This is a genomic window from Shewanella psychromarinicola (assembly GCF_003855155.1).
In the GTDB taxonomy this organism is placed as follows: Bacteria; Pseudomonadota; Gammaproteobacteria; order Enterobacterales; family Shewanellaceae; genus Shewanella; species Shewanella psychromarinicola.
In genome coordinates this window covers 3,994,938-4,020,069 of sequence record NZ_CP034073.1, presented here as the reverse complement: position 1 = coordinate 4,020,069, position 25,132 = coordinate 3,994,938, and the positions used below count along the sequence as shown (strand labels likewise).

At 40.7% G+C, this 25,132-nt stretch carries 21 protein-coding genes; 13 read left to right on the top strand and 8 right to left on the bottom strand.

Annotated elements, in window-relative coordinates; translation table 11 throughout:
- The first annotated feature begins 547 nt into the window (after positions 1 to 547).
- Together EGC80_RS17555 and EGC80_RS17550 are read left to right on the top strand one after the other, a co-directional pair.
- The gene (locus EGC80_RS17555) at positions 548 to 1,519 is read left to right on the top strand and encodes a DnaJ C-terminal domain-containing protein (RefSeq protein ID WP_124011589.1); all 972 of its coding nucleotides are present in this window, start codon (positions 548 to 550) and stop codon (positions 1,517 to 1,519) included.
- Positions 1,520 to 1,521: 2 nt separating this feature from the next.
- A complete protein-coding gene (locus EGC80_RS17550) occupies positions 1,522 to 1,839 on the top strand; it encodes a chaperone modulator CbpM (protein ID WP_101031846.1) in 318 nt (105 codons plus the stop codon).
- A 468-nt stretch (positions 1,840 to 2,307) separates the two neighbouring features.
- Here the strand turns inward: EGC80_RS17550 and EGC80_RS17545 are convergent, their stop codons facing one another.
- Complete coding sequence (locus EGC80_RS17545) at positions 2,308 to 3,306, bottom strand: NAD(P)H-hydrate dehydratase (protein ID WP_124011588.1); 999 nt, start codon at positions 3,304 to 3,306, stop codon at positions 2,308 to 2,310.
- 374 nt (positions 3,307 to 3,680) lie between these two features.
- Between EGC80_RS17545 and EGC80_RS17540 the strand changes: the two genes are divergently transcribed.
- Both EGC80_RS17540 and EGC80_RS17535 read left to right on the top strand, forming a co-directional pair.
- The gene (locus EGC80_RS17540) at positions 3,681 to 4,133 is read left to right on the top strand and encodes a hypothetical protein (protein WP_124011587.1); all 453 of its coding nucleotides are present in this window, start codon (positions 3,681 to 3,683) and stop codon (positions 4,131 to 4,133) included.
- Positions 4,134 to 4,709: 576 nt separating this feature from the next.
- On the top strand, positions 4,710 to 5,399 hold the full coding sequence (locus tag EGC80_RS17535; protein ID WP_164839491.1) for an MFS transporter: 690 nt from the start codon (positions 4,710 to 4,712) through the stop codon (positions 5,397 to 5,399).
- On the opposite strand, the gene EGC80_RS17530 is transcribed toward EGC80_RS17535, so the two are convergent.
- A complete protein-coding gene (locus EGC80_RS17530) occupies positions 5,379 to 6,503 on the bottom strand; it encodes an ISAs1 family transposase (RefSeq protein WP_124011585.1) in 1,125 nt (374 codons plus the stop codon). The genes EGC80_RS17535 and EGC80_RS17530 overlap by 21 nt on opposite strands.
- 180 nt (positions 6,504 to 6,683) lie before the next feature.
- On the opposite strand from EGC80_RS17530, the gene EGC80_RS17525 reads away from it, so the two are divergent.
- Positions 6,684 to 7,256, top strand: coding sequence for an MFS transporter (locus EGC80_RS17525; RefSeq protein WP_124011584.1), 573 nt, complete (start codon positions 6,684 to 6,686; stop codon positions 7,254 to 7,256).
- A gap of 677 nt (positions 7,257 to 7,933) precedes the next feature.
- On the opposite strand, the gene EGC80_RS22495 is transcribed toward EGC80_RS17525, so the two are convergent.
- From EGC80_RS22495 to EGC80_RS17515, 3 genes are all read right to left on the bottom strand, one after another.
- Positions 7,934 to 8,071 (bottom strand): hypothetical protein, encoded by a 138-nt coding sequence (locus EGC80_RS22495; protein ID WP_164839490.1) that lies wholly within the window; start codon positions 8,069 to 8,071, stop codon positions 7,934 to 7,936.
- Between the two features lie 174 nt (positions 8,072 to 8,245).
- Positions 8,246 to 9,463 (bottom strand): HD-GYP domain-containing protein, encoded by a 1,218-nt coding sequence (locus tag EGC80_RS17520; RefSeq protein ID WP_124011583.1) that lies wholly within the window; start codon positions 9,461 to 9,463, stop codon positions 8,246 to 8,248.
- 669 nt (positions 9,464 to 10,132) lie between these two features.
- The gene (locus tag EGC80_RS17515; protein WP_124011582.1) at positions 10,133 to 11,014 is read right to left on the bottom strand and encodes a LysR family transcriptional regulator; all 882 of its coding nucleotides are present in this window, start codon (positions 11,012 to 11,014) and stop codon (positions 10,133 to 10,135) included.
- 86 nt (positions 11,015 to 11,100) lie between these two features.
- Here EGC80_RS17515 and EGC80_RS17510 point away from each other — a divergent pair, with 86 nt between their 5' ends.
- From EGC80_RS17510 to EGC80_RS17490, 5 genes are all read left to right on the top strand, one after another.
- Positions 11,101 to 11,526: a PACE efflux transporter gene (locus tag EGC80_RS17510; protein WP_124011581.1), complete on the top strand. Its 426-nt coding sequence runs from the start codon at positions 11,101 to 11,103 to the stop codon at positions 11,524 to 11,526.
- 172 nt (positions 11,527 to 11,698) lie between these two features.
- Positions 11,699 to 12,091 (top strand): hypothetical protein, encoded by a 393-nt coding sequence (locus EGC80_RS17505; protein ID WP_124012118.1) that lies wholly within the window; start codon positions 11,699 to 11,701, stop codon positions 12,089 to 12,091.
- A 178-nt stretch (positions 12,092 to 12,269) separates the two neighbouring features.
- A complete protein-coding gene (locus EGC80_RS17500) occupies positions 12,270 to 12,728 on the top strand; it encodes a DUF2127 domain-containing protein (protein WP_124011580.1) in 459 nt (152 codons plus the stop codon).
- Positions 12,729 to 13,154: 426 nt separating this feature from the next.
- Positions 13,155 to 13,625, top strand: a complete 471-nt coding sequence (locus tag EGC80_RS17495) for a Dps family protein (protein WP_124011579.1) — start codon at positions 13,155 to 13,157, stop codon at positions 13,623 to 13,625.
- Between the two features lie 167 nt (positions 13,626 to 13,792).
- Positions 13,793 to 14,575: a hypothetical protein gene (locus tag EGC80_RS17490; protein ID WP_124011578.1), complete on the top strand. Its 783-nt coding sequence runs from the start codon at positions 13,793 to 13,795 to the stop codon at positions 14,573 to 14,575.
- 83 nt (positions 14,576 to 14,658) lie between these two features.
- Here the strand turns inward: EGC80_RS17490 and EGC80_RS17485 are convergent, their stop codons facing one another.
- Positions 14,659 to 15,243, bottom strand: a complete 585-nt coding sequence (locus tag EGC80_RS17485; protein ID WP_124011577.1) for a TetR/AcrR family transcriptional regulator — start codon at positions 15,241 to 15,243, stop codon at positions 14,659 to 14,661.
- Between the two features lie 456 nt (positions 15,244 to 15,699).
- A complete protein-coding gene (locus EGC80_RS17480) occupies positions 15,700 to 17,106 on the bottom strand; it encodes an alanine/glycine:cation symporter family protein (protein ID WP_124011576.1) in 1,407 nt (468 codons plus the stop codon).
- 390 nt (positions 17,107 to 17,496) lie between these two features.
- Here EGC80_RS17480 and EGC80_RS17475 point away from each other — a divergent pair, with 390 nt between their 5' ends.
- The 3 genes from EGC80_RS17475 (at position 17,497) to EGC80_RS17465 (ending at position 20,262) form a co-directional block, all read left to right on the top strand.
- On the top strand, positions 17,497 to 18,831 hold the full coding sequence (locus tag EGC80_RS17475; RefSeq protein ID WP_124011575.1) for a sensor histidine kinase: 1,335 nt from the start codon (positions 17,497 to 17,499) through the stop codon (positions 18,829 to 18,831).
- A gap of 58 nt (positions 18,832 to 18,889) precedes the next feature.
- Positions 18,890 to 19,426: a response regulator transcription factor gene (locus tag EGC80_RS17470; protein ID WP_124011574.1), complete on the top strand. Its 537-nt coding sequence runs from the start codon at positions 18,890 to 18,892 to the stop codon at positions 19,424 to 19,426.
- An 86-nt stretch (positions 19,427 to 19,512) separates the two neighbouring features.
- Positions 19,513 to 20,262, top strand: a complete 750-nt coding sequence (locus EGC80_RS17465; protein WP_124011573.1) for an IS5 family transposase — start codon at positions 19,513 to 19,515, stop codon at positions 20,260 to 20,262.
- A gap of 398 nt (positions 20,263 to 20,660) precedes the next feature.
- On the opposite strand, the gene EGC80_RS17460 is transcribed toward EGC80_RS17465, so the two are convergent.
- Positions 20,661 to 25,112, bottom strand: a complete 4,452-nt coding sequence (locus tag EGC80_RS17460; RefSeq protein WP_164839489.1) for a PAS domain S-box protein — start codon at positions 25,110 to 25,112, stop codon at positions 20,661 to 20,663.
- Positions 25,113 to 25,132 lie beyond the last annotated feature (20 nt).

Sequence of the window (25,132 nt, the reverse complement as noted above, 5' to 3'; positions counted from 1 at the left end):
TTATCGGGCTTAGACTAAAAACCAAGCTAGTGTTAACTCGCCTTGTTTAGTTGATTAACAAGACAGGTGATTTTTCCATATCTGTTTTTACCTTATAATATTTAGTAGCGAAGATAACCTGAACCCTTTACCTGATCCGACTAGACTGACAGATCTCAGTTCCTTAAGCTTATCTTTACTTACTCGCTTGATATCTTTAACCGTGATGACAAAAAGGGTGGCATTAATTGCTGTAACTGCATTGTTTGCCGTTTTCTTTACTGAATAAGCTTGATATTGAAGGTGAGCGCCTAGACTATTAATGCCAAGGGCGCCGGTAATTTATTATTAATATAATTAGTTGTATATGATCTTTAATATGCAATATCTTTTCAGTTAACAGTTATTTTTGTCATCACTTGATGCTTATTAGCTAAACTAGAGATATTGTAATAGAGTTGATCAAGATCAAGCGTGTTCTTTCTCTCTGGGCCTAAACTTATTAATGTTGATTAGTTCCAAGCCGTCTGATGATCCGTTGCAAACTTGTTTTTTGTTAGGGGATAAAATGAATTTTAAAGACTATTACACTGTATTAGGGGTAGAACCTGATGCGGATGATAAAGTAATAAAAAAAACGTATAAAAAACTCGCGGTGCAGTACCATCCTGATGTGAGCAAACATCCTGAAGCAGAAGCAAAATTCAAAGAAATTAGTGAAGCCTATGAGGTATTACACAATACTAAAAAGCGTGCCGAATATGACGAGTTGCGCCATCATCACCTAAATAGAACCCAACATCGCTATGCTAATCAAGGTGGTGCAAATGGTGCAGGTCAAGATTGGGGCCAACAGCAAAGTGATCCACAAACTGATCAAGAATTTGCGGACTTTTTTAATTCAATGTTTGGTGGAAGGCATTCAGGCTTTGAGCATAGCGGGCAACAAAGAAGTCACCAAGCTCAGCAGCCAAAAGGCCAAGATATCGAAATTGAGTTCCCGATGTTCCTTGAAGAAACCTTGGTCGACACTCTTAAGCCTGTAGCGTTTACCTTACAGCAACGTGATCCCCAAGGTCATGTTGTTGATCAGCCCAAATCTCTAAAAGTTAAAATTCCTGCCGGGGTTATTAATGGCGAACGTATTCGCCTTAAAGGGCAAGGTGGACCGGGACCGACCAAAGCCGATAATGGCGATTTGTATTTACAAATTCGTTTTGCGCCGCATCCTTTATTTGATGTTGATGGTCGAAACTTGAGTATTGTTGTGCCTATTGCACCTTGGGAAGCCGTGTTGGGTACCAAGCTTAAATTGCCCACGTTAACGGGTAATATTCAACTCAGTATCCCCGCCAATAGTCAGTCAGGACAGCGATTACGCATAAAAGGCAAAGGTTTACTCAGTAAAAAAGTGCAGGGCGATTTATTTGCGGTGCTTAAAATTGTGGTTCCGACATCACCAGATGAGACAAGCAAGCCATTGTGGACTGAGCTAGCCGAAAAAAATACATTCGACCCTCGTGCCAGTTGGAGTAAATAACCATGCTGCAGATTAATATAAACGAACAAGATTGTTGGTTGAGTAGCGATGAACTGTGTGAATGCAGCGATATTAGCTCGACATTATTACTTGAGCTCGTAGAGCATAGTATAGCCATTCCACTGCAAGGCGAGGTGATAGAACAATGGCAATTTAGCGTGGAAAATTTACATCAAGTTAAAAAAGCCACTCGAATTCAACGTGATCTTGCACTGGATTGGGGGGGCATTGGCTTAATTTTGCAATTACTCGATGAAAGAGAACAATTGGAGCATGAAGTCTATAGGCTCAAACAGCAACTTAGTCGATTTAAATCATAGGTACAAGTCGATTATCTGTCGGTGTGTTAACAAAAAACACAAGTCGATCCTCAGTGCTATTCGTATTTTCGGATCTTTCTGTAAGGATTGAGTCACGCAATAAATGCTGAAAGAGGCTATGATATTGATTAAAAAATGGATGGCATGGTTGCTGGCTAGTGTTGCTGACTATGGTTGCTGTCTTTCGCTCATCATCCTAATATTTTAGATAAAGCGACTCTTAATCCGGAGGTTGCAGCAAGGTAACAAGTACATATCTAGGTTAGTAATTAATTAAAACGGGTTAATACGTATAAACCTTCCGCCAATCAATAACCTAATTTGACTGCGATTACGTTGATTAGCATCAGCGTTTTATATTCAACCCCAGAGTCACGTTAACAGGGTAAATTGCGGCTTACTCCCCATCCCACATAAGCTCGCTATTGTTAAGACACACAACCATTGTGTGTTATTGGCGTATTAACCTTAATGACCGGCATTTAATACTCGCAAGATGGCTTTAGGTATGTACTCGAGTAGATCACTGGCAAGCACCCCATATTGGCTTAATTCATTTGCGGCTAACTCTCCTGCTAAACCATGCAAATATACCCCTAGGCACGCAGCGTTAAGTGGGCTGACGCCTTGGGCGCAAAATCCTGCAATCATACCGGTCAAGACATCTCCAGTACCGGCTTTGGCTAGCGCGCTGTTGCCAGTAGGATTAATGAAAATGTGCTCCCCATCGCTTATGACGGTGTGCTTACCTTTAAGCACCACGATCGTATTTAATTGTTTAGCCGCTAAGCTAGCAAAATGAACCCGTTGCGCTTGAATCATGTTGACATCTACATTTAATAACCGTGAGAGCTCTTTTGGATGTGGGGTAATAATGCTATTTTTGGTGAAACTAATCGGTTTTTGCGCGGTGCTTGTAGGATGGTGAAGTAAATGACTCATAAAGTTCAGTGCATCCGCATCGAATATCACCGGATGAGTATTCGCTTGGATTTCTGTTAGCAGGGCATAAAAAAATTCACTATTACCATCAGGGACTATTAAGCCATTTATAGGGTTAGGGTAACGGTTCAATTGATCTGTACTTTGGCTAATGCTCAATCCACTGCCTATTGAAATTACACTGGCTTGTGCGAGTTTATCCCGAAGTTGTAAAACAGCTTGGGGGGCTATGGATTGTGTATTTATATGTTTTATGTCAATAGCTTGCTGTGCTTGACGAGGTGGTAGCGGCAAGGTAACTACATTTGGGGTTTGCGCGCTCACACTGTCACAGACCGATGGGCTACTGGCTAATGTGACGTAACCTGCACCAACCCGCAGCGCTGATAAACTAGAAAGATATGCCGCCCCTCGATAATGTATCGAACCGGCAATATTCAGCACCTGGCCAAAGGTCATCTTATGACTGTCATCTGGCCTTGGCGGCAATATACTATTGATATATTCGAGCGTTAGTGTATTCATTGGTCTTCGCTGTTTAATATTAAATATTCATACAATAAAGTAGCACAAACAGAAAATGCTTAATGGCACCTAATGCAGAAATATTATGATATTTTTTACTCTGTGATTAACCCGTTAAGCTTGAATGTACCGTGGGCAATATTGTATCGATTATACCGCATGGGTTTAGGCATAATGTTAAGGGAAATGAATGACGAGAGTTGATAGGGCACAGGGATCATCTTTATGTATTTTACTGGTGATGACCAACGCTTTCTCGACTTAGCGGTCTGCCGTAGATCAATGGCATTGATAACTAAACTAATGATAATAACGCATCATTTACCGTTAACGGGATTATGATTAAGTCTATCGCAACAATATGAGACTCATGTATGACACAGCGGCAAGCGAGTGAGCAAGATGACCCTCTGGCTCCCAATAAAAAGGATATTAGACAAGATCCTTTAATCGCTAAGTTACTCGGGAGGTTACCAGCACAACTGGTTCAATCTTATACTGATAAACAACTCGAGGGTATTAAAGGCGCGTTAGGTCCAAATACATGGGGCAGCCACTTTATTGATAATCGGGGAACATTTAAATTTCCGTTTATAAAGTGGCGTTTTTATTATGTATTTCTACTGGGACGAAATAAACGTGCTTACACACGTCGTGAAAAAAATGCCTCGTTAGCGATCATGGTAATGTTAGTTTTTACAGTTATATTTGCCTCGATGCTACTTGGTTTACTGGTGCTTTATATTATCAAGTCAGCATTAGGTATCGATTTATTTTCTGACACGTCATTAGGTATTTGGGACCAGTTTAAGCAATGGTTAGGCTAACCACGTTTATTGATTGCTGTTAGCTAGGGTTTGTCTGATTGTCGGAATCAATATTTTATTGAGATAGTAAGTTGGGCTGTTTTCCCCTGTAAACGCTAACAGGCCGTCGTCATCATCTTCTGCAAAGTTTAGGTAAGTGTTCTCCATCTTTTGGGTTAATAACCCTACTTTTTACAAATACCGCTCACGCGACAACTGATGGTGTGCATTTGATTGACTATATCATTATGGGTAGGCGCTTTAATGTGCGTAATTTGGGTGTTACCTAGCTTATCTCCGCTCCGCGCACCTTCTAAAACAGCATGTGAAACTGAATGTTCAAATCTAGCGTACTGCCAACACGTTTAATAAGTGTTACTGCACCGGTTTTGGCTTAACCCATTAATGAAGCACTGTGTTTTAGAAAAATTAGCCATTTAATAGACTACAATATGTATTCATAACATTGTTTATTAGTAATTTTTCAATCATTAAAACATCACAAGTCATTGATTGATATACACACCTAAATATCACCGACGTTTGTGTTACGTCCGCACCAGCATCATATATTTAATTAAAATAATTAGGATGTTTATGCAAGGTAATCTATTTAATACGACCAAAGGCCGATTGTTTTCCTTTGGTATGATGTATATTTCTGAGGGTATCCCATTTGGATTTACCAGTATTGCACTCGTCTCTATTATGCGTCAGTCTGGTTTAGGTCTAGACGTAATTGGGATTTTCACCGCTGCACTCTTTCTTCCTTGGACCTTTAAATGGGCGGTTGCCCCATTTGTCGATATTATCAAGTTCACCCATTATGGCGGTAGAAAAGCATGGATTGTTGCCTGTACCATAATGATGTTGATCACGTTATTGATCTCAGGGTTACTGGATGTTGTTGAAAATTTCGATGCACTAGTGAGTCTATTTATTCTACACAACATCTTTGCCGCCACACAGGATGTGGCTATTGATGCATTAGCAATAAGTAATTTGAAACCTGATGAGCGGGGCCGAGCCAGTGGTATTATGTTCGGTGGCCAGTATTTAGGTATTGCGATTGGTGGTAGTGGTGCGATTTTCATCTATGGCTATTGGGGTTTTGATGTTGCTCTTATGGTCATTAGCGTACTATTATTTCTGAATTTATTGTTTATTTTGTTTTTTGTAAAAGATCTACATATACAAAAAGCAAAAATAGTCACAGAAAAATCAGTTCTTCATGAATTATACGCAGGGCGACCGCATGAGTGTTCATTATTTAGTCGGCACGCATAATCCAGCGATTAATACTTTCTCTAGAAATTCAGGATTCATTAAACAACGCTTTCGTTTACCAACAATGCTCAACTTTGTCGGTTCTTTTTGCAGCATGTTTAGAGACATGTGCCTTAAGTAAGCGAGATTTTCAGCGCCGTTATTTTTGTAGATCTGGCATGAATCTTCATTCATGCTGACATCCAGAACCCAGTGCATTGACTCGATCCCCCAATGTTCGCGAGTCGCACTTAAAGCTTGCTCTGCTGATAACACTTTCGAACTAATATAGTAACGATACTCAAGGCTCGCCGCCTTACCTTTAACAGCCCTAAAGCTTTCAACCATAACGATGGATTTTAGTGCTTCCCAATGTGTAAAATCACCGTCAAGTGCAGCTGAACTCAGCACATAGCAGGTTCGGTTTTCAATACGACCATGACCAGTTTCTATATTGACATGGTCATCACTTAAGCCAGCTGAACGGTGCGAACTAAACGCTTTATTTACCGCTTTAGCTAAGTTGCCTTGATTGTTTTTTACCGCCAATAGGTAATCGCCACCTTTGTCGACAATCGTTGTAGCAATAGCCGTTTGACAGCCCATAGCATCGATTGTCACTAGTGCTCCGCGCAGGTCTAGCATTTTCAATAAGGTTGGAATGGCTGTGATTTCATTACTTTTTTGCTCTGCTTTTAATTGACCCAGTACCAGCTTATTCGCTGAGGCATAAGCGCTTATCATGTGGATAGTGCTGCTTCGATCATCACGATTATATGACCCACGTAGCGTCTTTCCATCAATCGCAATGACTTCTCCATTAGTCAGCTGGTGAACTGATTTCATCCATGCGAGAAAACATGCATTAAAGCTATCAGGATCAATCATAGAAACTATCCTAGCAATGGTATCGTCAGCAGGGATCCCATCGATGAACATTTTTTGTTTTTTGAACCAAGAATGGTGACCAAGAATGTATTCTCGGATCTCGAACCAGCCATTGGAACTCGCAATAACAGCGCACAGCGAACCGAACAGTATATCGAACAGGGGATAGGTGACTTTTGCACTTTGGCGGTGGTCGTCAATGGCACTAAAATGCTGCTTGAATGATTCGATATACATAATCTGACTCCTGAAAAAGGAGTATAAGATCACAAGCACGTGATCAGGTCAATATCCTTCTAAAATCGCTCAAATAACGTTCACGATCTGGCCCTGGAATTATACGTTAGTTTTATCTACTTCATTAAAGCCGTCTTCGATAGTTTTTGGCTTTCGGGTAGAATACCGATCCTAGCCTTATTGTTTGCTTTTCTTCCTACTGGCACCATGGCTTTGGCTTATGCTTCCTTGCAGACTATTCAAGTCGATCTAGGCCTTAGCAATAATGAAATTTCTCAGGTAACATTACTCAATACCATTTTTGCGGGCATTGGGTGTGTCATCGGCGGATATTTGGCTGATATCTTTGGCTTGCGAAAGATGTTGTTTACTTTCTATTTCCTACTGATATTTCCCGGACTATATTTAGGTACAAGAATATATATGGCTGGCTTAGAAGATATTCATACTTATGAGTTTTACACCATTGCTACAGCGCATGGATTTATCTTTGGTATGGGCTTTGCCGTATCGATAGCTTATTTTATGGGTGCAACCAATCCTATGGTAGCGGCAACCCAATTTACAGTTTATATGGCCTTTGGAAACCTAGCCATTATGGTATCTAACTATTGGCAGGGGATTGTCTCAGAACATATGGGCTATGCTAATATGTTCTTTATAGAATCAGTAATTGTTATATTACCTTTAATACTCATACCGTTTTTAAGAACTAGAGAAGAGATGAAAGCTGAACAGACGTTGATTCGTTAACTTTATGGCGCTGGTGTTTCATCTTTTTTGTTATTGGCAGTGCCATTCAAACACTTTTTAATTAGTAAACCAAGGGGGGTAGTGGCAACAGTGGCTTGAGCGAATAAGCTGCCATTGGTACAATTTATTATCTTTGGTCGTGCTATTAGTGATATTACGCTGCGCCTTAAAGTATATGGCGCCATAGGAAAGTCACCATATCGAAAACCTGTCATTGAGTGTGTTCTATTTGTTTTATTTTTCGCAGGCATGAGTTTGTTACAAGTGACGTTATTTGGCGCGCATTAACCACCCATCTACATCGATATTTAAGCTGCCTGTTAGTGAGCTCATTATTGAATTATGCTTACTATTATTCACCGGATTTAAGCCCTTATTTGTCGTTAACTGCCCGTTAGCAATTATGGTGGTTGGTGTGTGTTTTAGTGTCATGGAGTGGATTATTAACCCCGACAGGTTACGTCAATGCCCATATAATCCGCACTCCGACGTGGTTACATCTAACCAATGAATTGATCTATTCATTTTATATTTAGCATCAGCTTTAGCCTTATATATTGTCTGTGCATTGCTGTGTTATTGGCTTATTAAACCTTTAGGCGACAACTGTCTTGAAAAACCCCGTTATTACCTAAAAATGAGTAAGTATGCCTCTTTAGGCAAAATAGACTAAAGCTTTAGTGATGTTCGGTGACATAGGTGGTTTGGGTTGATTTATCTTCAGAGGCTTGTGAGCATACCGCGATTTGTAAAGGTAATGCTGCAGCGTAAGGATGCAATGTATACACTGAATTTAGTCGCAGTTTGTGGTGCACAATTTACCCAATAGCCATTTTCTTGCCAAACATTTTGCCCAGGTACATCGTGAGCATTGGTAGTTTCACACTGATGGTAAAGCGCACTTCGTGATTGATGAGCTTGAAGTACGAGAGCGTTTAAACCCCATAGTTCAATTAACTGCGACAGGTAAAGCCTGCAACGTTTACTGGCTAGCCTTCGTGGGCTAAATATTGAATAATTTGTTCCATGTTTAGGTTAAAATCATCGGCGCGAACACATTTTACGATTAAGTCGTCAGTCACTGTTGCCAAATCAATCTTTTGCCCGACTTCGAAATGATCCGGTTTTAAATGATAAAACGGTTTCACAAGCGGGCGGATTGGGTCTTTAGGATTATGACTTTCAACAATAGCAAGTCTATTCGACTCAAGTTGAACCACTGAGCCGACAGGGTAAACCCCCATACAACGTATAAATTGATCGACTAGGTCTTTATCTAATTCATTTTTTTCAGCCAATGCCCGCAAAATACTAAAGGATTTGACTTGTGCATAACCTTGTTTGTAGCAACGATTGGAGGTGAGAGCATCGAAAATATCGCAAATACTGATCATCCGTCCGTATAGGGTAATTTTTTCTGCTGGCACACCAAATGGGTAACCTTGTCCGTTAAGTTTTTCATGGTGTAAAGTTGCCACCTCTAAACTTAGCGGGCTAATGCCTGGGGTGTTTTTCATGATTTCAATTGAATAGCTGGCGTGAGTTTTCATAATATGAAACTCTTCATCTGTCAGTTTATCAGGCTTATTTAAAATGCGATCGGGGACCATAATTTTACCCACATCATGTAAAAATGCACCGACTGCTAATTGATTAACAATATCTTTGTCGATTTTTTTATATACAGAAAACATAGTCATCAATACCGATACTGACACCGAATGTTCAAGTAAATATTCATCTTTATTGCGGATGTTAATCACACACGACAAAGCATTGGGATTATTGAAAATCAAATCTGTCGATTCGGAGGTGATTTTCTGCACCGGGTCCATTTCTAATGGCAAACCGTGTTGGGCATTATGGAATAACTGTTTTTGAATGTTTTTTGATTCATTAAATACTTGGCGAGCTTTAACTAATTCTTGATTAAAGAAATTTGCTTTCACATCGGTGCGTGCAGGCGTGACTTTACGAGGCGGTTGAGGCTTGAGCACATTGATTTTTTGCTCGACTTCTTTGATAATAACTTCAGTTTTACTGGTATCAATGAGTAGTTTAGTAACCGATTTTCGCTTTAGTGCTTCGATAACTCGTGCATTGTTAAGCACACCAGGTTTAGTTAGCGAAAACGTATCTTTGGGCTCGGTGATTTCGACCACATACATTCCAACACAAACGTCAGTAATGTCATGTTCAATCAGCATAAATCGGTTCCTCGGGCTATTTATCAGCATCAGAGCTATCAACTGTATCGTATAATTTAGCATACGATAGGCTACAATATCACGAATTTGATGCTGTAATATAAGCGAAATAACGCTTCGTAGAACAAGCTTTACCACAACCGTTATTCAAGGTTTATTTGTGGTGTTAATCAACTATGTTACAGGCAACATCATCAGAGTTTATGCCGAAATCACCTAAGGCTCAATGGCTTTGAACAATCGTTGTTTGGTTGTATATTTTTGTGCGGTTAATTAACTATATATCGTCAATACAGAATGTTAAACCAAAGTGTACAGCGGATGATATCTCAACAATTGATAATTCTCAAAATAGAGCCAGTATCTTTTACAAGCTGTAAACGGTATAAAAACTAGGTGTGAAACAAAGTATAAAGTCTGCTGTTTGAGTTGTTGTATTTTTTTAAAAATAATAGTTAACCCCACTATAATCACTAGCCTGGGTGTACTCTTTGCTACACGACTAAGGCTGAATCAGTAGCGCTTTTTTTGATGTTAATCATAAATGGGTTGGGATAAGCCGTGTTTGTCACCGCTCAATTGGGAATGTTTTTACATGTTGTTCAGCAAGGTTCGTTTGTCAAAGCCGGTTCGATATATGACATGGAGAATAGTTATTATCAACGTAAATTATGGCGTCAGTAATTGCCGTAGCGAGTGTCTAAGTTGCTTAAATACCGGCTCGTGACTGTAACAATGGTGCTGTATAACATCCACATTAGCTTGCCAGCCAATCTCTTTAAATTCAGACGGTAATAATACTAATTGACCGCTATTAACATAGTTATTGGCAATATGATTGGGTAGTAAACACCAACCATGTCCCTGCAATGCAAGTTCGAGCAAAATATAGTAATTGTCGGCGTACCAAGCATCTGGGCTAATTGCTGTCTGAAAGCTACTGGATTTAGTATTCCGCGAACGGATCAAGAGTTGACGATGCAATTTTAAGTTGGCTAAGTTATCACATATCTGTTGTGCTAAAGGGTGAACACTCGCCACATACATATCAAACTTAATTGACCCGATAGATTCAAAGTCGATGTGAGTCGGGATCGTTAACTCGCTGAAAATAATTCCGGTAACAGCCCGCTCAGTGTCAATCATATCGATTATATCAATGCTCGATGCCGTTAAAAACTCAAGCGTGATAGTTGGAAATTGAGCTTCGAGCTCATTAATAATATTAGACAGCTTTTGCAGCGGAATGCCTTCATCTAAACCAATTGTCAGCTCAGATATTGCTTGTTGGTCTAGGCTTTTGGCGCAATCGCGCAGGCGTTGATGTTGGCTCAGTAATACTTGGGCATGGGGTAGCAGTTTTTTTCCTGCTGGTGTCAATTGAGGATAACGTCCACTGCGATCAAATAGTTCGCTATTGCAGTCTATTTCAAGGTTTATCACATGCTGACTGATAACTGATTGCGCTTTATTAAGCGCTCTTGCCGCAGATGAAAATGACCCCGTTTTTACGGTTGCCACAAAGGCCTCAAGCTGTTCAATACTATACATATCGCTTTTACCGATACTTACTAACTTTAATGTATCTTTATATTGGATGAAAATAGTTAAAACGTCACCCCCCAATTGAGATATAAATGCAAAGTAGAGAAAGAATGTTTCACGCCGTGTCTTTTGAACTGATCGCCATGGCCTTTATTGTGCCAATAAGTGCGATAGTGATGAAGCAAAATAGCGCTGATATGTTACTGGTCAGTTTCGCTCTGTCGGTGTTTGCCGTGTTGTGGAATTATGTTTATAACTTATGGTTTGATCGTTTGTTTGGTGCGGAACGACTCGCGCGCACGATGTTTATCAGGGGAGTACATGTTTGCGGCTTTGAAGGAGGAATGCTTATAATCACAATCCCCTCAGTGTCGTGGTATTTAGGGTTAACCCTTGTCGATACCTTAATGCTGGAGGCGGGCCTGTTAGCTTTTCTTTTTATCTATACCTTTATATTTAATTGGCTTTACGACGTGTATCAACCGTACCAAAAATGGTTTGCTAATCTGGCACATTAATCTGGCTTATTAGTCTGGCCTTATATAGATTTACCCATTGATGTAAAAGAAGATTTAATCAAGAAACAACGTTTATATTCTATTACTGTCATCGTTGCTGTGGCATCATAATGCGTGAATAATGAAAAGCTGGATGCTAATAGTGAAAAAATACCGCTTAAATTGCGCTGCCATGTTTATCGCCAGTATGTCGATGCTAGGCAATCCTTTACAAGCCGACACACTCGTGCCGTTTACCAGTGATGGCTGCAGTGCATTTCCTGATGGCACTTTTGCACAGCAACAATTATGGTTGTCCTGTTGCGAACGTCATGATTATGACTACTGGAAAGGGGGGACATCTGATGAGCGTTTGGCATCAGATAAGGCATTACGTATTTGTGTGGCTCAAGTCGGCCAATCTGAAGTGGCATTATTGATGTTAGCCGGGGTCCGCGTTGGCGGTACACCTTATTTACCGACCCAATTTCGCTGGGGTTATGGCTGGCCATACCCAAGAGATTACGGTGCACTAACCGATGATGAGCGTCAACAAATCGAGCTTTTATCAGCCCAAAATCAGTAACTTCACCGTTTAAGTTGGACGAGGTGTTTACGTTACTTACTTGTAAAAATGAATCGGTATTGACGACTAAACACGTTAACCGAAGTGCTTTTTTGTCGGGGAAATATTAATCGCCATCGTCATTGTCACAAGCTAATATTAGCCGGCTTGCTTTACCGGAAATTGGAAACGCTACACAATGAAGCACTCGAATAAAGGTGTACGTGCCGTTGCGGTACTTGAAGCATCTAAAGGTCTATTGTCGTTACTGGTCGCGATTGGTCTACATATCTATGCCGGTCAAAACTTGTCAACGCTGGCAATTGAGCTAGTTACTCATTTACACCTAAACCCTGCTAGTCATTACCCTAGTATTTTTATTTCAGCAGTGGGTTCAGTGTCGCAATCAAGCCTGACGATACTGGCACTAGGCGCTGCGGCATATACTTTGGTGCGCTTTATTGAAGCCTATGGTTTATGGCATAACATGCGCTGGACCCAATGGTTTGCACTGCTTAGCGGCGCAATATATTTACCTTTTGAGTTTTATGAAATGATGAGCCACTTTAGCTTGCTCAGTGTGATTGTACTGCTGATTAATCTTGTGGTGGTCATGTATATGTATTTTGTGTTGTTTCCTCTTCGAGCATCAATATGAGATCCGCTTCAATGTTTGGTTACAGTTATTAATATAAAAGTATTAACAGAGTTTAATGGCCAGCGGTTGATCCATTAAGTGGTAATGTTAGTATGAATACTCACTAACATTAACGATGAGTTAGCGTAATCGCAATTAATTTACCCGAGTTTATTACGTTAATTTATGTAGACATTCAATAAACTTATTTATTAAATAAATGTTATTTGAATTGAGACCCGTTTTATTAGTGGTGTAATATTTGTTTTAACAGCGTGTGCTGTTTTCGTTGGTGTCATAATACGACGATAAAGACTCGCTGAGATACAATGTAAGCAACATGTTAAGAATAAACCATATTTATTGTTAATCTTGCTAGCTTGTCATCACCATTTATACAAATGCTGTAATGTTATGACTAATTAATTCTACTTTACGAGGAATAAAATGACTGACATCGATATTGGTATAAAAAAAGAAGATCGACTAAAAATTGCTGATGGCTTAAAAAGTTTATTAGCCGATTCCTATACATTATATTTGCAAACCCATAATTTCCATTGGAATGTCACCGGGATCCACTTTCGCGAACTGCACTTAATGTTTGAAGAGCATTACACTGAACTTGCGCTAGCGGTTGATGATATTGCCGAACGTATTCGCACCTTGGACGTGGCCGCACCAGGAACTTATAAAGAGTTTGCCCGTTTAAGCTCCATTAAAGAAATTGAAGGCGTACCGAGTTCAGCTGACATGGTCGATTTACTGACCAAAGGTCACGAGCAAGTGATCAAAACCGCGCGACAAGTGCTCAAATTAGCCCAAGCCGCTGAGGATGAGTCTACGGCAGCATTAGTGTCCGATCGAATGCGGATACATGAAAAAACCGCATGGATGTTAAGAGCGATGAGCAAGTAATCTACTTTAAGCATCATATTTAGGCTAACGTAGCCAAATCATTGGATGTAAAACTAAACCGCTGACTATGTTGCAGCGGTTTTTTTTTATTATACGGTGACGAAATCTATCGATCCAAGTCGCTAAAAACGATAATGTAGCATTTTGATTGTTTTGATGATGCTATTTTGACTGATAACCCCGCTCTTATTAAACTTGCTATGCATTTATTTGCTCAGCGAAATACTCTTCATCCCGACTCTAACTACCTAGCGGTACTTCCTCAAAGTATTGAAGAATCAATTGCTGTACAACAATTGATGATTAATCTTAATGGCACCATTGCGGGGTGGAAATGCTTAGTTCCACAAGCCAATGGTCAATTAATTGTAGCGCCCATTTTGCAAGGTCCGGTGAGTCATAGTATTGATTGCGCGATTATACCCAGAGTGACAGACGGGCAGGCGACAGCGCTGATAGAGCCAGAAATAGCGTTTATACTAGGGCAAGACATTGAAGCTTATCGTCAATACAGCCATAGTGAAATTGACCAAATGATTTCAGCTACGCATATGGCATTAGAGCTGATCCAGAATCGATTTAGCCGTGAGAGTCAACCGAGTTTTTATCAAAAACTTGCCGATGGACTAAGTAATCAAGGCCTGTATATTGGCCCTAAAATAGATAAGTCTGTCGCGTATAAAGCCAGTCATATCGATGTGGTGGTGAGCGAGTTTAAGACCCAAATGGTGCAGCAGTTTTCTGGGTTCCATCCGTGTGAATTACCACAAATGCCTGTGTATTGGCTGATTAATTACTTAGCAAAATTAGGCATTAATCTCAGTGCAGGGCAAGCGATCATTACCGGATCATACTGCGGTGTGGTAAAAGTGCCATTAGCGACAAAAATCAATATTGGCTATCATGGCATTGGTCAATTTGATGTGAGGTTTTACGATGCGCTGGCCTAATTTTACCGCTAAATAAATCTTGGCAGTAAAATAGGTGCAAAACTTTGTCGTTGCGTTATTTAAAAAGCGCCTTAGGCGCTTTGTTAACTTTGTATCTGAATAAAAAACTCTTCGAGTTGCTGGCTTACTGTTTCAGTATCGCCGGTGGCTTTTAGGTAAGAGCGTAAACCGATAATATGCACTTGTAGCTTTTTCGCGAGCTTATGTTTATCCAATTGAGCAGGCAAATCACCTTCGTTTTGAGCTTGCTCAATGATATTGACAAAGCGATGCTCAACTTGAGTCAATAAATCACGAGCGATGCTAAGGGTTTCTTGATGTGACTCATCAAGTTCTGAAAGCGTGCGCATCAACATACATAATTCACTGGGTACGGTTTCACTGCAAGGAGCCATTAAGCTGCGCAGATACTGCTTCAACCCGTCCCATACGTGGTCATTCTGCTCGATTTTATCATTTAAATTGCTAGCGGACGTTTGTGCATAATGAATTAATGTCTGATTATATAAATCAGCCTTACTACCGAATGCGGCATAAATGCTGCCCGGCCGCATGTCCATGATAGTTTGAATTTCTCGCGTAGAAGTGGCTAGAAACCCCTTTTGCCAAAACAGGTTTTTTGCTTTTTTGAGTACGTCTTCGCGATCAAATTTAGATATATTAGCCATTAGCCCCTCTTTAGTTAGATTATTATTTTACGTTAACTCGATGAGGTAAGGCCAGTATCTTTTGGTTATTTTTAACCATAACGGCCATTGTTGCTGATTATGCTTAATTATGGATGTGATATGAACTATTGATATTTAAACCAATAAAGCCGATTAAACAACAATGCAGCATTTGTGTGAGATTATTTGAATTCAAAATTGAGGGAAAAAGACAGCTGCAAGCATAAGTGGTGCTGTGATATTGGCGTTGTACTAGTAGTGATGTAATGGTGGCGTTGTACTAGTAGTGATGTAATGGTGGCATTTTGATAGTGGCGTTATAGTTAGTACGGCTGTAATGAGTTGTTATAAACGATAAAGCGGAATTGAACTCATTTATTCAATTCCGCTTTGAAAACTAACCGCTACATTGACGCTAAAGTGAAATCTATCGTAAAAAACTGCCTTAATGAACGGCTAAGACCAAACCCCTTTTTCGGTTTTACCTTGAATCTCTACATCGGCCAGCTTGAATTCAGGCTTATTAGTGGTTTTAAGCTTAACTTGGTAGTCGCGGGTTAAGTTTACGATGGTCGGGGTGAGCAGCATAATGGCACTGATGTTAACTACTGTCATTAATCCCAGCGCCATGTCGGCCATGTTCCACACTTCTTTTAATGAGGCATTGGCTCCCCAATAAACCATGCTTAAATACAATAGTGTGTACCCGGTGCGACCATAGATGTTGTCGAGTTTAAATAAATGTAAATTACTTTCGGCGTAGGCGTAGTTAGCCACTACAGAAGTAAAAGAGAATAGAGTAATAATGATGGCAACAAACATATCGCCGCTAATGCCCATATGATAAGTCATGGCGTTTTGAGTGATACGAATACCTTCCATTTCACTGCCAATACTGCCTTGAGCCAGTAGAATTACAATGGCGGTACAGCTACACAACACCATAGTGTCAATAAACACCCCCAGCATTTGTACGTAACCTTGCGCAACCGGGTGATTTGGCACCGGCGTCGCGCCTGCGGCGGCATGTGGCACACTGCCCGCACCGGCTTCGTTAGAATACAAACCGCGTTGGATACCATTTTTAATGGCTGCACCAAGTGCGCCGGCCGCCGCTTCATTTAATCCAAAAGCAGAGTTAATAATATCCATCAATACTCCGGGAACTTGTTGGATATTAATGATGGTGACGGTTACCGCTGCCAAAATAAATGCCAGGCCCATAAAAGGCACCACGAACTCTGCAAACCGAGCAATGCTGCGAAGGCCTCCCATAACAATGATGCCAGCAATGAAGGTAATGACTGCCCCAGAATATACTGGCGAAATTTCGAAAGTGTGGTTGAGTGCGTCGGTAATGGTGTTGGCTTGCATGGCACTAAAACTAATGCCGTAACCGAGGAACAAACACAGGGCGAATAATACTGCTAACCAAGGTTTGTTGAGTCCTGCGCGGATATAATAGGCGGGTCCTCCGCGGTATTCTTTATGATCGTCTCGTACTTTATACAGCTGGCCTAAAATGCTTTCCGCAAAGCCGGTCGCCATACCCAGCAGTGCGATAACCCACATCCAAAAGACCGCGCCACTGCCGCCTAATGATATGGCCATGGCGACACCGGCCAAATTACCGGTACCGACACGGGCTGACAAACCTGTACACAAGGCTTGATAAGAACTAATGCCTGATCTGTCACTTTGGGTACTGCCTTTCATTACCTTAAACATATAGCCAAAATGGCGAAATTGAATAAACCTTAACTTCAATGAAAACCACACTCCGGCGAATACCAAGATATAAATGAGTACTTGGTATTCGCCCCACAGCACATTGTTGGCGAGCGATATAATGTCGTTAATCATTGAACAACTTCCTTGGTTTTATCGTTTTATTATTAGATATTTAAAAAGGTTACATTTAGAAAAAATGGCCTATAAATGCAAACACAGCCAAAGTCCAAATGCGTTAATAACCGTGAAAGAGGGGTTATAATGCGGTTGGTTGATTTTATGGCGTGAATTTATATGCATTGTAGCTACATATTTAATGCTAGGCGAGGCGTTTTTGTTACTTGTTAACTTTATTTTTGACTAAAAAGTGAGTCTGTTTCGCTGAATTAATATCGTTAATATTGGCACTGCAAGGGTAAATATTTGATAAAATACCCCCATAATTGCCGTGTTGTAAGGCACTCATATTTGAAAGCGGGTTCTTTAGCTTAATACATCATAAAAATTAGGATAAATAATAGTATGACAAATGCGAATCTGCCTTTTAATGCCAGCCAGCAACAATTAGCCTTACTGCGATTGGTTAATTGGGGGCTTAAAATTGGTCTTATTTTGTTTGCCACCGACTTATTTGGTTTAACAACTCCTCCAGTAACCTTGTCTTACGTGTTAATTTTTGAAGCCTGTTATGTGGGTTTTAGCTATCGCTTTCATCGACTCAGCATGAACAACAATGGTTTGTTGTTCTTAACCTTATTATTAGACACCTTGTTTTGGACTACGTGGTTATATTTCACCGGCGGAGCAACCAATGCCTTTGTCTCATTACTGCTATTACCGATTGCGATTTCAGCCATTACCTTACCCCGATGGGCTCCTTGGTGCTTAACCATAGTGTCGACGATATTTTATAGCTTGATGATTGTTGATATCACCGAACAAAATAGTGGCTCGGTAATGGAACACGACATAAGCCAAATACCAATGGACCACGTTATGCCAGCAAATCAGGCGATGCCCGCAAGTCAAAGTATGGACATGGGATCGCACTATTTAGGCATGTGGTTTAATTTTGTGATTTCGGCATTAGTGTTAACCGTCACCGTCGGCTTTATTGCCAAACGGATCAGACAGAAAAATGCCGAGCTGCGCTATTTACGAGAAGGCCAGTTACGCCAAGAAAAGATATTGGCCATAGGCACCGCATCAGCGCAAATGGCTCACCAACTAGCGACGCCGTTAGCCACATTACGTTTACTCACCGATGAGTTAGTTGATACTCAGCACGATGCTGAACAACTGGAATTGATCACCGAAATGCAGCACGCACTGAATCGCTGCGAAGTCACCTTAGCTGACTTACGTTTAGCGACCGAATCGATACGGGAGCAAAAACTAGCAGAACAGCGAGTCGATGAGTTAGTGGCAACCTTAACCGAGCAGATAAGTTTATTGATGCCAGAAGCGCAACTGAATATATCCATAGCACCACAAGTTGAGTCACGTATAGTGATGACCGACATGAGCTTGTTACCAGCATTAATGGCGTTAATTCAAAATGGCATTCAGGCCAGTGAAGATAATCAGCATCAGACCCGCGTAGATGTAAATATTGGCTTGTCACAACCCAAGCAACTGAGTATTACTATTCGTGATTACGGTGTGGGGATTGCGACTCATTTATTACAAACATTAGGCAGTAACATGGTAAAAAGTCCTAAAGGGATGGGCATCGCGGTATTATTAAGTCACACCAGCTTTGAGCGTTTAGGCGGTAAATTATACCTTAAACCTCATCCCGAATGCGGCACCGAAGCCATTGTGACCTTGCCGCTGAACGAACAAAAAGCGAGTTGACGCTATTTTAAACGAATAGAAGCGAATAGAAGTAAATAGAAGTTGAATTGAGAATACCATGAACAAGCTATTGATTATTGAAGACGATTTAGCCCTAGCCGCCATTTTAGCCCGCCGCCTCGGCAAGCAGGGTTTTGAGTGTAAAACCTGCCATCACGCCAGCGACAGCTTATTAATGGCAAGGCAATTTTTCCCCACCCATATCGTGCTAGACATGAAATTGGCCGACCATAATGGTTTATCGTTGATTAAACCGTTAAGACAACTTTTACCCCATGTACACATGGTATTGCTCACCGGCTTTGCCAGTATCGCCACCGCCGTAGAAGCCATCCGCCTTGGCGCAGACAATTACCTCGCCAAACCCGTCGACACCCAAACCTTATTAAATGCATTATCAGTCACGGCAGAAACAACAACTTATGATGCCATTGGGGAACAGCCTTTAACCCCCAAACGTGTCGAATGGGAACACATTCAACAAGTTCTCGCCAACAACAACGGCAACGTATCAGAAACCGCCCGCCAACTCGGCATGCACCGCAGAACCTTGCAACGCAAATTGCTGAAAAAGCCGACGGCAGATAATCGTTAGGGGCTGTTGATCTTTGTTTGAATTTTGTGCGAAGAAGGTAATCTCGTATAATTCACTTCGCCAAAAACAAATACAACGAGATTACCATGCCCCGATTAATGCTCACTGATGAGATGTGGTCGAAGCTAAAAGCTATTCTGCTTGATGATAGAGTTTATAACAAGCAAGAGCATCGATTTACGATGGAAGGTATCCTTTACCGATTGCGTGTTGGCTGCCCTTGGCGAGATTTACCTGAATATTTTGGCTTATGGAATACCATTTACCGTCGATTTTTACTGTGGTCAAGAAAAGGTATTTTACTTAGGCTGTTCAAAACATTATCGACTAATAGTGATACTGAATGGGAATTTATTGATGGAAGTTATGTAAAAGCCCATCAACACAGTTCAGGTGCATCATCTGATGAAAATCAAGCAATTGGGTTAAGTCGTGGTGGTAATACAAGCAAAATCCATCTCGCGGTAGATAGCTATGGTTTACCGATAGAATTCATTGTTACAGGTGGAGAAGTTCATGATAGCAAAGCAGCTAATGCCCTTATTGAACTATTGCCACAAAGTCATTTTATTATTGCAGACAAAGGCTACGACAGTGAAGCGATTAGAGATAAAGTGCGTGAATGTGGTTCAAAGCCAGTGATCCCTAGAAGACAAAATTCGAAGCAAGGAAATGGCGATATCGATTGGTGTTTATACAAATATCGGCATTTAGTTGAAAATGCTTTTGCTCGGCTCAAGCATTTTAGAGCGATAGCTACCCGCTATGATAAATTGAAAATTAATTTTGAAAGCCTGCTGGCTCTAGCTTGCTCTATAATTTGGCTGCCAATGTGAAAGATCAACAGCCCCTAGTATTGCGGACAATAAATTTTGATTGTTTTTAACTCGCACGGACAAACGTGGGTTAGTGCTTTAGATCTTAAAATGACTCTTGCTATTAGGGGAATGTATGGTTTTCTTCCCGTTTTTGCGACAAATTTACTACATCGGGATTTTAACAGCGGAACTAGTGGTTAAATATCAGAGCAGATCGACACGTTAAACTACTTCTGTAGTCGTCATAGCAATGATCTCAATAATGGATTTTATCGATCCAAAGCATACATTTGGTCATTTAACCTTATGAAGAGAGTACCACAATATTTGTGACCCTCATTATATAGCGTAACGCCTAGATCGAACCATAATGTTCGCTTTTTTATGTTATAGAATCATTTTAATCATAATTTTGATTAGCTCAAACTTAGTACGCTAATTATATCATCAAAAGCTAATTCGAGATTGACTAAGCTATTACGTGCAGTGTCAATATTGCCCTGTTGATATTGATGCTGTATTGCATGAGCAATAAAATGAATATTATTATGAGCTTGTTCAAGTCGCTGTATGTATTGTGTTTCAAATAATGTCCTGTGCTTTTCTCGACGGATCCAGTTGCCACATTGACAAGACTGCACATCAAGAATAGGCCAGAGTGCATGGTCATCTGGAGACGATACTATCTTTTGTCTAAATGTCTCTCTCCACTGAGCATTAAGCATAGTGAATATCGCCAAACTGTTTTCGGTATTATTACGATGCTTATTGCCACTAACACGCCAGTTTTTATTCGGAGTATAGTTGCTAAGCCATGGTAAAAAAGCTTTAGCTGGCATTGGTTTCGCTATCCCATAACCTTGAGCTTGCTCACAGCCCATTAGTAGTAGCATGAGACCGTGTTCTGTGCTTTCAACACCTTCAGCAATAACATTGCGGTTAAATGATTTCGTTAACGCAATGACGCCCTCAATGATGGAGTAGTCACTTGGATTATCCAACATGTCAAAAACGAAACGTTGATCGATCTTAATTGTATTCACCGGTAAACTTCTTAAATGGGTTAACGATGAATAACCGGTACCAAAATCATCCAAAGCAAAACTGACGCCTAGCCTGTTTTGGCATGTCTCGATAATATGATTAATGGTATTGATATCGCCAAAAGCAGAACTTTCCAATATCTCTAATTGTAAATATTGAGAATTGTTACTGGGGTACTTAGCTAAACTCTTTTCTAGATTGACGACAAAAGAGGGCGAGAGTAGATGGTTTGATGAGATATTGACACTGACTTCAAGGTTAATAACTTGCAGTTTCCAATCATCAAGTTGCTGTAGCGCCTCATTGATAACCCATTCGCCAATCCTAACCTCTAATGGCGTACCATCGATAAAGGGTAAGAAGTCTAATGGGGGAATGAGTCCTTTTCCTGGATGGATCCAACGTATTAAGGCTTCAACCCCAAAAACATGGCCACTAACCATGTTAACTTTTGGCTGATAGTACAATTGAAATTCATGATTACCTAAAGCTTGTTCAATTTCTTCTAGGAGATGGTTCTTTTGGATAATACGTTGGTCTGAATCTGGACTGTATAATCGGGAACGATCCTTACCTGCCAATTTAGATTGATACATCGCGTGATCAGCGTGGCGTAGTAAGGTATCTATATCAGCATTATCTGACGGGTATAAGGTTACACCACTAGAGACGGTAATATGATGTTGAACATCATCAATAAAATAAGGTTGCGCCAGTGCTTGATGAATACGCTTTATGGTTGCTTCATATTGTGATGCCAATTCAATATCATTAAGTAATATTGCAAATTCATCGCCACCTTGACGTGATACTGTATCTTCTTCTCTAATACAAACTGTGATGCGGTTTGCTACTTCAATTAATAAACGATCTCCCGCTTCATGACCATAGTTATCATTTACCGGTTTGAAATCATCTAAATCAAAGAAGCATACCGCAAGTTGGTGTCCTGTTCGCAGACTATGGGCAATGGATTGCTGAAAACGATCTACAAATAAAGCGCGATTAGGCAGTTTAGTGAGTACATCATAGTGCGCCATCATATTGAGTTGATCTTGTTGTCGTTTGCTACTGGTAATATCAGAAAACATCCCGACATAGTGAGTCACTTCATCGTGGTCATTTGTTAATGATGAAATGGTGAGTAATTCAGCATAGAGTTGTCCCTGCTTTGTCCTGTTCCATACTTCGCCTAGCCAGTATCCATGTTCCGAGACGGTTTGCCACATCGCGGAATAAAATTGCGGACTATGCTTACCCGATCTCAAGATTTCTGGCGTTTTGCCAATAATGTCCTCACGGCTATAACCAGTGATTTGACTAAATGCAGGATTAACATCAACGATGTGCTGTTGGGCATCGGTGATAATTATGCCTTCGTGGGTATCACTAAAGACCCTAGAGGATAATTGAAGTTTTTCTTCGGCTTTTTTTTGCTCAGCAAGCAACCTTGATTGTTTAATCGCACTGAAACTTGATGTTGAAATAATATCGGCAAGTTTGGCATAGAAATGCATTCCTCGAGTGACCTCATTGCGGGTGAAGCGGGGGACTCTGTCAAGTGCAGCAAGGTATTCTTGTTCATCAAAGCCATAATTGTTTGCTTGCTTTCGGAATAACTCAACATCAGGGACCTCATCCTGATAAAAGAACTGGCCAATGAAAACATTGCCGAGATGCTTGCCTCCGATAACGATAGGAGTGACCATTTCGAACATATTGTTCTTGCAGTTGTATTCCTTAAATGTTCCATGCTCTACACCGTGTGTGAGGAACAAATCGCTCTCAAGACAATTTTTTCGCGTATCAGGATGACAACGGTGAAATTGAGTGCAGATATCTTGCCAGCCCACGGCGACTAAAATATTGCCTTTGATATCAAGTACCGCACCTAACATACCGGTAAGATCATAAAAATCATCCATCAGGGATTGCAGCGCCTCGGCATCAATGATATCGGATAGTGCTAATGAATCAATATCAGCATCGGGTTCTAATATCGCTTTTAGCTTGTTTCGGATAGTCGCTTCACTTTGGCGTAAAGTCTCTTCGGCTTTTTTACTCTCAGTAATATCTTGGATAAAACCTGATATTTTTTGCGGTTTTCCATCACTATCCGTGACCACTTTACCTCGACACTCTATCCAGCGTTCCTCACCATCACTGGGTCTTATGATCCGATACTCGACATGGTGTTCTTTGCCACTAAAGAAGCATTCTTTAACGGATGCAATAAAGGTTGGAAAGTCGCTTTTATTCATGACTTCACATATGGTGTCTGGCCCAGCTTTAGATGTTTTGACGAGTCCAAATAAAGCGTACATTTGATCAGACCAAATGGCTGTTTGCTGATCTGCCAGCAACTCCCAATAGCCTATTTGTGCATAAACTTGAGCCTCAATTAGCCTCGTCTCACTTTCTTTAAGTTGTGCCAACGATTTTTTATAGTTAGTGACATCTCTGGCAACACCTAATATGCCGATTAAGTGACCATTATTATCTCTCATCGGGGTTTTTATGGTTTCGACAAGCTCAATGTGACCGTCATCGGCAAACGTAAGTGACTCTTCATTGACAGTAGCTTCTCCGGCAATTAAAGCTTTGTCATCATTGTTGCGGAAAAAATTGGCAAGCTCATGGTCTACAAAGTCATAATCCGTCTTACCCACAATCTCATGTTCTCGAGCGCCAACCATCCGTTCAAATTTTGAATTGCAGGCTAAATAAACCCCTTTTGCATCTTTTAACCAAATCATATCGGGGACGGTATTTAACAATGTTTTTATCAGTGCCTGACTAGACTCTAACTCTGAAAATAATGTGTGTTCTTCGGTGACATCTCTAAACACCAGTACCACGCCACTAATGTCACCAGCAGGGTTGCGTATAGGGGCGCCTGAGTCTGCAATTTGGTATTCAGATCCATCTTTGGCAATAAGCATAGTGTGATTAGCTAGCCCGACGATTAAACCGGTTTCGAGTACCTTTTTTACTGGGTTATTAACCGGTTCGAATGTGAGAGCATGAATAATATTGAAAACCGCCGTTAACGGTTGTCCTATCGCTTGAGCAGCGGTATAGCCAGTGAGTTTAATCGCCACTGGGTTTATGTAGGTTACAGTGCCATGGGTATCGGTCACAATCACAGCATCACCGATAGAGTTTAACGTAATCCGCAGGCTTTCTTCTTGCTTATGTAACGCCAGTATATGGTTGTTTATCCTAGTGTTGTAGCGCAGCAATAAGCCAAGTATAACCAACCCTACGATAAGGGTCAGGGCCATCAACAACTGTTGCATGAGTTTAAATGTTTGCAGATCGTTAATGATGATTTTCTGTAAGGTGGTTTGAACATGATCAACAGCAAGATTAAGTTCTAAAAAGGCTTGATCAAACTGTTGATCAATATTAGAACCAATACCGGATGTTGATTGTGCATTCCAGCGTAGTTGAGCAATTTGACGGAAATGCTGAAGATCGACAATTGTGTCTTCTATTTGCAGTCGTAAATGAGGATCGTTAAGTGCGAGGAAAGTGTTTTCATTATTTACGCCACCATCAAGCATTGCTTGTGCATACCATGCTGACTGATCAAGATGAGTCCATATCGCCTCGATATCAATAGTTGGGTCACCACTAATCGCCTCTTCAAACCACAAATGAGCCGTGGTCGCTTCAAGTTTGATCTCCATCGCCGCATCAACTAATGGTGAGTAGCGTACTGCTATATCGCGTCCGGTGTTGAATGAGTAGTAAACAATCGCCATGATGAGCAACGTTACCGGTATAGAAATAAACTGTATTCTACGAGAGCCAGCTTCCATATGATGCATCCATATTTAAC